Origin of the sequence: Leyella stercorea (genome assembly GCF_019052365.1) — a bacterium.
In the GTDB taxonomy this organism is placed as follows: Bacteria; Bacteroidota; Bacteroidia; order Bacteroidales; family Bacteroidaceae; genus Prevotella.
The window spans coordinates 26,932-36,664 of record NZ_JAHQUY010000032.1 but is presented as its reverse complement, the minus strand read 5'-3'; the positions used below and the strand labels follow the sequence as shown (position 1 = coordinate 36,664).

Annotated in this window: 10 protein-coding genes and 1 tRNA gene; 8 read left to right on the top strand and 3 right to left on the bottom strand. The window is 54.8% G+C overall.

What is annotated here, in order from left to right; translation table 11 throughout:
* The first annotated feature begins 288 nt into the window (after nt 1-288).
* From KTQ90_RS07380 to KTQ90_RS07365, 4 genes are all read left to right on the top strand, one after another.
* On the top strand, nt 289-768 hold the full coding sequence (locus KTQ90_RS07380; RefSeq protein WP_217317819.1) for an RNA polymerase sigma factor: 480 nt from the start codon (nt 289-291) through the stop codon (nt 766-768).
* Nucleotides 768-1,067 carry a hypothetical protein gene (locus tag KTQ90_RS07375; RefSeq protein ID WP_217317817.1) on the top strand — a complete coding sequence of 100 codons (300 nt, stop codon included), beginning with the start codon at nt 768-770 and terminating at the stop codon, nt 1,065-1,067. The genes KTQ90_RS07380 and KTQ90_RS07375 overlap by 1 nt, the downstream gene beginning before the upstream one ends.
* 59 nt (nt 1,068-1,126) lie before the next feature.
* Entirely contained in the window at nt 1,127-1,522 is a 396-nt protein-coding gene (locus KTQ90_RS07370) for a hypothetical protein (RefSeq protein ID WP_217317815.1), read from the top strand.
* A 98-nt stretch (nt 1,523-1,620) separates the two neighbouring features.
* Nucleotides 1,621-1,836, top strand: a complete 216-nt coding sequence (locus KTQ90_RS07365) for a hypothetical protein (protein ID WP_217317813.1) — start codon at nt 1,621-1,623, stop codon at nt 1,834-1,836.
* A gap of 188 nt (nt 1,837-2,024) precedes the next feature.
* On the opposite strand, the gene KTQ90_RS07360 is transcribed toward KTQ90_RS07365, so the two are convergent.
* The 3 genes from KTQ90_RS07360 to recO form a co-directional block, all read right to left on the bottom strand.
* The gene (locus KTQ90_RS07360; protein WP_217317811.1) at nt 2,025-3,221 is read right to left on the bottom strand and encodes a transglutaminase-like domain-containing protein; all 1,197 of its coding nucleotides are present in this window, start codon (nt 3,219-3,221) and stop codon (nt 2,025-2,027) included.
* Between the two features lie 108 nt (nt 3,222-3,329).
* Nucleotides 3,330-4,802 (bottom strand): DUF3843 family protein, encoded by a 1,473-nt coding sequence (locus KTQ90_RS07355; RefSeq protein WP_217317810.1) that lies wholly within the window; start codon nt 4,800-4,802, stop codon nt 3,330-3,332.
* Nucleotides 4,803-5,006: 204 nt separating this feature from the next.
* Nucleotides 5,007-5,732, bottom strand: coding sequence for a DNA repair protein RecO (gene recO / locus KTQ90_RS07350; RefSeq protein WP_022158789.1), 726 nt, complete (start codon nt 5,730-5,732; stop codon nt 5,007-5,009).
* 133 nt (nt 5,733-5,865) lie between these two features.
* Here recO and KTQ90_RS07345 point away from each other — a divergent pair.
* From KTQ90_RS07345 to KTQ90_RS07330, 4 genes are all read left to right on the top strand, one after another.
* A tRNA-Glu gene (locus tag KTQ90_RS07345) sits at nt 5,866-5,937 on the top strand.
* A 32-nt stretch (nt 5,938-5,969) separates the two neighbouring features.
* Nucleotides 5,970-6,224, top strand: coding sequence for a 30S ribosomal protein S20 (gene rpsT, locus KTQ90_RS07340; protein WP_007902325.1), 255 nt, complete (start codon nt 5,970-5,972; stop codon nt 6,222-6,224).
* A gap of 198 nt (nt 6,225-6,422) precedes the next feature.
* Nucleotides 6,423-8,396 (top strand): DNA topoisomerase (ATP-hydrolyzing) subunit B, encoded by a 1,974-nt coding sequence (gene gyrB, locus KTQ90_RS07335; protein ID WP_217317808.1) that lies wholly within the window; start codon nt 6,423-6,425, stop codon nt 8,394-8,396.
* A gap of 123 nt (nt 8,397-8,519) precedes the next feature.
* Nucleotides 8,520-9,590: an alpha-L-rhamnosidase N-terminal domain-containing protein gene (locus KTQ90_RS07330; protein WP_217317806.1), complete on the top strand. Its 1,071-nt coding sequence runs from the start codon at nt 8,520-8,522 to the stop codon at nt 9,588-9,590.
* Nucleotides 9,591-9,733: the final 143 nt, after the last annotated feature.

The window sequence follows — 9,733 nt, the reverse complement described above, 5'->3', positions numbered from 1 at the left end:
GTGCACTTCTTGCTCTGGCAAGCGGCAAAGCCGAGCGGAGACAAGTGCACCCCCTTTGAGTAAAAATCCGTGCAATAATATCAATTGCTTTTTATAACGAACACGAATAACTCGAATATCACGAATGCAAGGTTTATCCATTCGTGATATTCGCGCTGTTCGTGTTCGTTTTTTATTACGGTAGAATCGCAAAAAAACTGCACCAGCTTGTCACAAAACCGCGCGTCGCACGTTATATATATGTAACAAGCAACCGACAAACCCAGAACGCACCCCACCGACACGACAATGGAAAACAACGTACTGACAATATTCACGCGCATACGTCAACGACTGCACACCACGGCGCGCAGCATAGCCGGTGAGGACAACGCCGACGATGTGCTGCAGGACGCGTTCTGCAAGCTGTGGACACTGAAAAACATGCCGCCCGACCAGCAGCAGACGGAGCGCATAGCCGCCACAATAGTGAAGAACGTGAGCATCGACTATCTGCGCTCAGCCCACCGCAGCGCTCAGCCCGCCAACGTCTGCGGCGCCACCGACGACGCAAAGGAGCAGGACATGCGCGAACGCTTCGACACCGTGAAGCGAATTGTGGAGACACAGCTCAGCGACACGCAGCGGCGCGTGCTCTGGATGCGCGACTACGAGGGATACTCGTTCGCCGAGATTGCCGCCGCCGTAGACATGACGGAGGAGAACGTAAGACAGACGCTTTCGAGAGCGCGAAAACAGATTCGTGAAACTTATAAAAACATAAACTGATGGCAAAGAACGATATACACAGTCTGATTGAGGGCTATTTCGACGCCACGCTGAGCGAGCAGGAGGAGGCGCAGCTGAAGCAGATGCTTGCCGAAACCGACGACGACTCCGACGACATTCGCGAGGCAAAGGCTACAATGGGCTTGTTCGCCACCGAGAGATACTTCACCGAAAAGGCGCCCGCAACGAAGAAGCCGCGCACGGGATGGCGCCGACTGAAGTACGCAGCCGTGTTCGCATTGGGCGTGCTGCTCGACCTGTTTTTGGACATCGACAACCCGTACAATACAAAACGCTGAAACAGCCTCGTCTGATTAAAACCATAACATCCATTCTGATAAAAAAACAAAAACACGCTATGGAAACAAACGAGTATAGAAACGAGACAACAATGGCTATGGGCGTGCTGCTCTGCCTGTGGTTAAAGCTCGACGCGCTGCTTGAGTACGGCATGCAGCATGTGTCGCCCTTACTCATCGCCACTTGCGCCGTGCTCCTACTCGCCGTAGCGGGCAGAGCGCTGTGGCTCGCCCTCGCCGACCGTCGCCGTCTGTGTGCCGTTGCGCGCAGTTTGCTGAAGTCAGACTTCTTCGATGCCGCAACCGCACTGGCTTTCCTCATGCCGCTGCTGAGCATCGAGGCATACAGCGAGTGGTTCGCCTATGCTGCATGGGTGCTTGGCGATGTCGTGCTGATTGGCGCAATGGTGCAGTTGTGCAGACAATCAGCATCTGCAGCCAAGCAACCTCTCTAACAGCATCACATCCCTCCTAATAATATCAACCTCCCTCCAAACAATATCGACACTCCAAACAGTATCAACCCGATAATAATCTTCAAAAACATACAGTTATGACAACAAACAAAGTGACAGCAGAAAAGACCTGCGAGTTTCTTCTCTATTTCGTGCTTCTGATGGTGTATTCCGGCGTGTTCTATCTGCTCGGCTTCGACATTACTGGCGAGAGCAGCGACTGGCATGTCATCCTCTACTTCCTCGTGCTCAACATCGTCACCACGCCCACCACAAGTCTCATCATGGCGCAATGGAACAAGCGCAAGCAGTGAATGGGATAGCTCTACTTGCAAGAATTAAAAACGGATTAAGCGGATTAAACGGATTCTCATTGCTTGAGTAAAAATCCGTTTAATCCGCTTAATCCGTTGTTTTGTTTTACGCACCCTAACAATCTGTGTATTTCTGGGTGCACTTCTTGCTACGTTGGTGCACTTGAGACAAGTGCACCCCCTAAAGATTACTGCATGTAGAGCTTGAGCGTTGTCGTTTCGTCGCCAACGTCCACGGTCTGCGTCTGCATCTCGCCCTTGCCGTTCATGAACTTCACGACGTACTGCTGGTTCTTCTCCACATTGAACGTAAGCACATCGTTCATGTCCTGCGTAGCGCCCGTGCTGCGACCACCGTAGAGCTGCTTGTCGCCCTTGAACACATCGAGGTTGGTAGCCACGCGGTCGCCCGAATTCTCGGCATGATCCTTATCCTTGAACACCATCACGCGCAGAGCCACGTGCTTGTCGTCGGCAGGTGTGGCAGAGAGCTGCGCACGGTAGAGGCTGGTGTAGCGGTCAGTGACGTTCTCGGCGTGAACATAGCGAATGTTGTCGTCCCAAACCAACGGGAAGTAATAGCCTGTGGGCTTGAACGAAGCCGCATAGATAGCTTTTCTCACGTCCTCCTTTATCGCCTTGCCCGCGTCGGTGAGGAACCACGACTGGTCGAGGTCGTCAGAAGGATAATACTCGGTGAAGCGCCACTGACCGTCTATCCACACCTCGTTCCAGTTATGATTGCCGCGGTCGTCGTGCCAAGCCGGAGTGCCAGCCACGCGCGACGGGATGCCTACGGCGCGGAACGCATCGGTAAGCAGGATAGAGAGACCCGAGCACGAAGCCATGTGCTGACGCATTGACTCGTAAGGAGCCTGGTCAGGCTTCTCGCGCTTCGTGTTGTAGTCGACGAGCAGCTCGTCGCGCACGTTCTTGTTCACCGAGTCGATAGCCTCGCGCATCGTCTTGCACGGAGCCACGTACTTCTTGAAGCGCTCGTAGAAGTCCTTGCGCCAGTTCTCACGCGCCTCGTTCAGATTCACGTAAGCCACCACGTCGTTCAGGAACACGCTGTCGGGCACGGTCTTTGCCCACGGGAACTCGGCGCGAGCCTTGTAAGCGTACTCAACGTTCTCAAGCAGGAAATCGGCTGAGAGCGACTTCGCGTCTCTCTCGGGCATGTACGAAATGAGGAACGCCATGCCCTCGCGCTGACTTGTGGGCGCTTCCTTCAGCGCCTTCTTCAGTTCCTTCGCATTGGCACCGGCTGCAGCCATCGTCTGGTCTATCAGCTTGTTATACTTAGCTGGCACACCGGCATATCTGCCACTCGTGCAGGCAGACAGGCCGAACGCCATAAGCAGGAGCATATTCTTTATCTTCATAATCTCTTTGTTTTTATTACATTATTTATATATAGTAAGCGCCGCATCCGTTTACAGATAGCAGCGCCGTCGTTTATAGATGGCGCTGCCGATGCTGACTGCGATTGCTTAGTAGGCGCTGCCCTGCATCATTCGCGCGAAGAAGTCGAAGTTCTCCTTCACCACCTTGCGACCTTCCTCCTCACCGCCGAAGCAGTTGATGCGAGCCTCGGGCAGCATGTCGTGAGCGTTGAGGTAGCGCAGCATGTCGCCCGGCAGCATGAAGATGTTGCCGAAGGTGTGCGCCTTGGCGTACTCGGCATCGTAGAGCGGGTTGCGCGGGTCGCAGATGAGTCGCGCCACGTTGGGGAAGTAGACCACGTTGAAGTCAGACTCGCGCACGAACACGGTGAAGTCCACTTCGTCCTGCGGCAGCGTGAGCTGCGACACGGCACGCTTCGACAGTCCTACACGCTCGATGAGGAACAGGCGCAGCATGTCGGCATTGTTGAAGTAGAACAATGGCGAACCGCTGTTCTGCTCTATCAGCTTGCTGCGCTTTTCGAGACAGAGCGTGGTGTTATGCTTGCGCTGAGCCTTCTCGGCGTCGAAAGCCTCGGTGTTGTTCGACCATGAAGCCTGCGAACCGAGGTAGAACTCGCCGCCGTACTCCACGAAGAACGCCATAGCCGACTTGCTGTCATAGCACTCCGTCTGCGGGTGAGACATGGTGAGGTCGGTCAGCGTGAACTTATCGCCGCGCAGCGACTCGAACGTCATGCTCTCGCCCTTCTTCGAGTCGACGATGCGGTAGAAGTCGAACGGCAGGTAGCGCTGCGAAGCTATCTTGTCGGCAGCCTCAGCGTTGCCGTTGTTGCGCACGATGCGAGCCAGCCAGTCCTGCGGACGCATAGCCAGCGGCTGCAGACGGCTCTCGAACATGGCGATGCTCTCAGCCACGTTCATGGCGATAGGCGGCGGACAGTTGAGCGACTGCGAGAGGCGCTGTGCCTGTTGGCGTATGAGCATCGGCGCGTTCTCGTTGCACGACGCATAGCAAGCGTAGAAAGACCACTTCATGAGGTCGAGCTGCGCGTAGAAGTTCTCAGCGAACTCAGCCTTCTCGAAGAACTCCTTCAGCTCCTCGTTCACAGGCATATCCTCGAAGCGCTTGTCCATCAGCGAGCACGCCGTGCGTGCAGCCGCCTCAAGCGCCGGCGTGTCTGGCGACACCACAGCCGACGGCTCGGTGCGTGTCATGAGCAGCCAGATGAGGAAGCGTATGTCCTCCACGTTCGGCTCGTTGCGATAATAGTTCTGCATGTCTACGTCGTAGAACGGCAACTGACGTCCGTACAGCTCCTGGAAGGTGTCGGTAAGGGCATTCCAGATGCCCAGATCCGAAATCATATCCTCGTAATACATCGTGAGCACGATAGCGAGCTCACGCAGATTGTCGCCTTTAAATTCTTCAATGTTCAGTTTCTCCATAAGCTCTGCCAGGTCTGAGGCAAAGCGTGCGTATGCAGCATCGGTCGTTCCCTTCAAGAAAAGCGGATGACGACGCGCGATGTCCATAGCCGGAATGCGAATTTTTGTCATATTATTTGGTTTTAAGTTATTTTTTCTTTCTTTTTTAGGACAGCGCTTAAGCCTTTCTAAGCCTCTTTAAGCCTTCCTAAGCCTTAACCAACTAAGCCTCTTTAAGCCTTTCTAAGCCTTTGCCAACTAAGCCGAGCTAAGGCCCTTTAGGCCTTCTAAGCCGTTGTTGGCTAAGCCCTCCCCGACGGGGAGGGTTGGGAGGGGCTACCCGAACAGCTCCCTCAGCACTGCGAGCGATTTCATCTCGGGGAAGTCGGGCAGGTGCAGCCTATAGTAAGCCAGCAGCACATCTACGCAGCGGTTGCGTTCCTCGCGCGTGAGGCGCAGCAGGCGCATCGTAGCATAGTTGAGGCGCAGCAGCAGACCAATCTTCTCAGCCTCGTGCGGAGGCAGGAAGTCGGCGTGCGGAGGCGCCGCATAGACAAAACAACCCTCGCGCATGTCGAAGCAACAACCGCCAGCATAGTCCTCTACGTTAGGATAGAAGCCGATGAAGCGCGTGAGGTGCAACATATATATAATGTGGAAATTGGCGAAACTGCCCTCACAGGCGTCAAGCCATCGCACGCTGTTCTCTACGAAAGCATATAGCGCAGGGTCAGCCTGCTCCGATCGCGTTACGTAGATGGTGAACTCAGCCACGAACAGGGCTATCGAGAGTTTCGCCATATCGAACGGCAGAGAGCGGAACGGAAACGCCACGGCAGCCGAACGCAACTTGTGCAGACGCTGCGTAGCGCGGTAGTCGAACTCGATGTCGAGAATGGTGAGCGGCTGGAAATACTGCTTCTTAATGCCGCCGCGCCCCTGACGCGGAATACGCTGTATGAAAGAGAGGCGTCCGCGCCCCTCGGTATACATGTCAACAATCATCTGCGACTCGCCGTATTTCAATGAGTTAAGCACTATTGCGCGCGTTTTTTCCAACATTTTCTGATTGTTTTAGTCTATTTAAGGGCAAAATTAATGAAAAAAGCACGATTTAAAGAAAAAAGAACAAAGAAAATTTGGTGGGTTTAAAATAAAGCAGTACCTTTGCATCCGCAAAAATGCAAGTAGTGTTGGTCCCTTCGTCTATCGGTTAGGACGAGAGATTTTCATTCTCTAAAGAGGAGTTCGACTCTCCTAGGGACTACAATAAAAAAAATAAAAAACTGAAAAAACAAGATGGCAAACCACAAATCATCACTTAAGAGAATCCGTCAGGACAAGGTTAAGGCTTTGCACAACAGATACTACGCAAAGACTATGCGTAATGCAGTTCGCAAGCTGCGCGCAATGACGGACAAGGAAGAGGCTGTAAAGCTCTATCCTTCTGTTCAGAAAATGCTGGACAAGTTGGCAAAGACTAACATTATCCACAAGAACAAAGCTGCAAACTTGAAGTCAAGTTTGTGTCTGCATATCAGCAAGCTCGGCTAAGAGTGTGCTGACAGAGCCCCATACAAGGTCATGCTTCTAACGAAGTGTGACCTTTTTTTGTTTTCACCCACAAGCACACCGCAAGCGACTGAAAAACAAGCAGAAACTAATTGGTTTCGGCGCACATTTTTAAGCATTAATATTTCCGTAAGTCACGGAAAATTAGTACTTTTGTAGTCCAAACATAGATAATCGAAAATGGCAGAAATACAAAACACCGAGAACAATTACTCGGCAAGTAACATACAAGTTCTTGAAGGACTTGAGGCCGTGCGCAAGCGCCCGGCAATGTACATCGGCGACATCAGCGAAAAGGGTCTGCACCACCTCGTGAACGAGACCGTTGACAACTCCATCGACGAGGCAATGGCAGGCTACTGCACCGACATCGAGGTGACAATCAACGAAGACGAATCGATAACCGTTCAGGACAACGGTCGTGGTATCCCGGTAGACATGCACGCCAAGCTGCACAAGTCGGCTCTGGAGGTCGTAATGACCGTGCTCCACGCCGGCGGCAAGTTCGACAAGGGATCATACAAAGTCAGCGGCGGTCTGCACGGCGTGGGCGTGAGCTGCGTCAACGCGCTCTCAACACGCATGAAGTCGCAGGTGTTCCGCGACGGAAAGATATATCAGCAGGAGTACGAGAAGGGCAAGCCGCTCTACCCCGTGAAGGTAGTAGGCGAGACCGACCTGCGCGGCACACGCCAGCAGTTCTGGCCCGACCCCACCGTATTCACCACCACCCACTACCAGTGGGACATCATAGCACGCCGCATGCGCGAGCTTGCGTTCCTCAACGCTGGCATCCGCATCACCCTGCGCGATATGCGCCCGGACGAAGAGGGCAAGACACGCGAGGAAGTGTTCCATGCTAAGGACGGACTCAAGGAGTTCGTGCGCTACGTCGACCGCCACCGCACTCATCTCTTCGACGACGTCATCTATCTCAAGACCGAGAAGCAGGGCATACCTATCGAAGTAGCTGTGATGTACAACACCGACTACTCGGAGAACATCCACTCGTACGTAAACAACATCAACACCATAGAGGGCGGCACACACCTCACCGGTTTCCGCGCAGCCCTTACACGCACGCTGAAGGCTTACGCCGACAACGACCCGGCTATCTCTAAGCAGATAGAGAAGGCGAAGATAGAGATAGCAGGCGAGGACTTCCGCGAGGGCCTCACAGCCGTAATCTCTATCAAGGTGGCAGAGCCGCAGTTCGAGGGTCAGACAAAGACCAAGCTCGGCAACAGCGAGGTGGCAGGCGCAGTGCAGCAGGCTGTAGGCGAGGCTCTCTCAAACTATCTTGAGGAGAACCCGAAGGAGGCAAAGATGATTTGCGACAAGGTGATTCTCGCTGCTACGGCACGTATCGCGGCACGCAAGGCTCGCGAGAGTGTGCAGCGCAAGAACCCGATGACCGGCGGCGGACTTCCCGGCAAGCTCGCCGACTGCTCTAACCGCGACCCGAAGAAGTGTGAGATATTCCTCGTCGAGGGTGACTCTGCGGGCGGCTCGGCAAAGCAGGGACGCGACCGCTACACACAGGCTATCCTGCCGTTGCGCGGCAAGATTCTGAACGTGGAGAAGGTGATGTGGCACAAGGTGTTCGAGTCGGAGTCGGTTATGAACATCATCCAGAGCATCGGCGTACGCTTCGGCGTAGAGGGTGAGGACGACAAGGAGGCGAACATCGACAAGCTGCGCTACGACAAGATTATCATCATGACCGATGCCGACGTCGATGGCTCGCACATCGACACGCTCATCATGACACTCTTCTACCGCTTCATGCCGAAGATTATTCAGGAGGGTCACCTCTACATCGCCAACCCACCGCTCTACCTCTGCACCTACAAGAACAAGGTGAAGGAATACTGCTACACCGAGCAGCAGCGCCAGGCTTTCCTCGACAAGTACGCAGGTGGCGTAGACGACGGCAAGTCGATACACACACAGCGCTACAAAGGTCTCGGCGAGATGAACGCAGAACAGCTTTGGGAGACCACAATGGACCCGAAGACTCGTCTGCTGCGCCAGGTGACTATCGAGAACGCTGCTGAGGCAGACGAAATATTCTCGATGCTCATGGGCGACGACGTAGAACCGCGCCGCAAGTTCATCGAGGAACACGCAACATACGCTAACATTGACGCTTAAACACGTTAAGACACATAAAGGCTTGTACCATGAATCTTCAAGGAGTTTCGGGTACAAGCCTTTCCTTTTGTACAACAAGCAGCAGAGGTCTCCGGCCTCTGCCACACCCAACAAGACACATACATGCTCCGCTTACTACATATCCTCATACTCTTCATCGCTTCAGCCGCCGCAGCCTCAACAGCAACGGCAGGCGACTTCTACTGCCGTTGGCTGTCGCACCCGACGCCCGACGACACGTCGCACGTGTGGTTCAGCCGCACCATTGTGACGAGCGAGAAAGATATGCCGCGCGCTGCCTATATACGCGTCGCCACGACGGGCCGCTTCGTGCTCTACGTGAACGGGCGCAACGTGTCGACGGCGCTCTTCACGCCCGACCGACAGAAGGGCGACACCGCCGTAGCGGCGATAGCCTACGACGTGCAGCGCTTTCTGCGCACCGACACCAACACGATAGCCCTGCTCTACTGCCCTTCGATGCTCACCCGCCGCCAGGTGAGCGTCTGCTTCTACGGCATCGCCGCCGACAGCTCGCACTTCGCCGTAAGCGGAACCGACCGACCCTGCTTCGCCCTCAACGGCAACGCCGGCTGGCTCTGCCGACATGCCGACACGTGGCAGACGCACGACGGCGGCGAAGCGATGAACCGCAATCTATATCCGTACCGATGGACGGATGCCAATCAGCCGTTGGCGATGTGGCAGGCTGTGGAAGAAACCTCAACATCTCAACATCTCACCACAACACCATCTCACCACCCCACCACCCCAACCCAACACCACCCCAACCCAACACCACCCCAACATATCTCAACATCTCACCATCTCAACACCATCAACACCCTCTCCTCCGAAGACATCTGCGGCTACTCTCCGCTTCGCATCAATCCGCTCGTAGACAACGCCGCCCGCATCAGCCGCATATACACACCGCTCCTCACCGAGCAGAGCGGAGACACGCTCACGGTGCATCTCGTGCCCAACCGGCGCCACCTCATACGCGTCACCCTGCGAGGCTGTCGCCGCGGCGAGCGCATCCGCATCGGCAACCTGCAGTACGTCTGCACGGGCGAGATGGACGAGCAAGCCTTCACGCGCTTCTCGCCCACCGACCAGAACACCGTAACCATCAGCGGCGACCGCCACTTCTGCTGCGAACAAGTGCAGGAAGTGGAGAGCATCTGCCTGTAGACAGACGCACCTTTACGCGTTCGCCGCTGCCGGAAGCACGATTACCGCGTAGAGAAAATCGCATTACCGCATATCGGTAACATCATTCCCGCGCATCGGTAACACCGTTACCAGCAGGCGGTAACAACCCTTGTTTTAAGCTT

Coding starts and splice junctions, on each gene's coding strand:
- gyrB (WP_217317808.1), top strand. CDS start 6,423: ATGGCAGAAATACAAAACACCGAGAACAATTACTCGGCAAGTAACATA.
- KTQ90_RS07330 (WP_217317806.1), top strand. CDS start 8,520: ATGCTCCGCTTACTACATATCCTCATACTCTTCATCGCTTCAGCCGCC.
- KTQ90_RS07360 (WP_217317811.1), bottom strand. CDS start 3,221: ATGAAGATAAAGAATATGCTCCTGCTTATGGCGTTCGGCCTGTCTGCC.
- KTQ90_RS07365 (WP_217317813.1), top strand. CDS start 1,621: ATGACAACAAACAAAGTGACAGCAGAAAAGACCTGCGAGTTTCTTCTC.
- KTQ90_RS07380 (WP_217317819.1), top strand. CDS start 289: ATGGAAAACAACGTACTGACAATATTCACGCGCATACGTCAACGACTG.
- KTQ90_RS07375 (WP_217317817.1), top strand. CDS start 768: ATGGCAAAGAACGATATACACAGTCTGATTGAGGGCTATTTCGACGCC.
- rpsT (WP_007902325.1), top strand. CDS start 5,970: ATGGCAAACCACAAATCATCACTTAAGAGAATCCGTCAGGACAAGGTT.
- recO (WP_022158789.1), bottom strand. CDS start 5,732: ATGTTGGAAAAAACGCGCGCAATAGTGCTTAACTCATTGAAATACGGC.
- KTQ90_RS07370 (WP_217317815.1), top strand. CDS start 1,127: ATGGAAACAAACGAGTATAGAAACGAGACAACAATGGCTATGGGCGTG.
- KTQ90_RS07355 (WP_217317810.1), bottom strand. CDS start 4,802: ATGACAAAAATTCGCATTCCGGCTATGGACATCGCGCGTCGTCATCCG.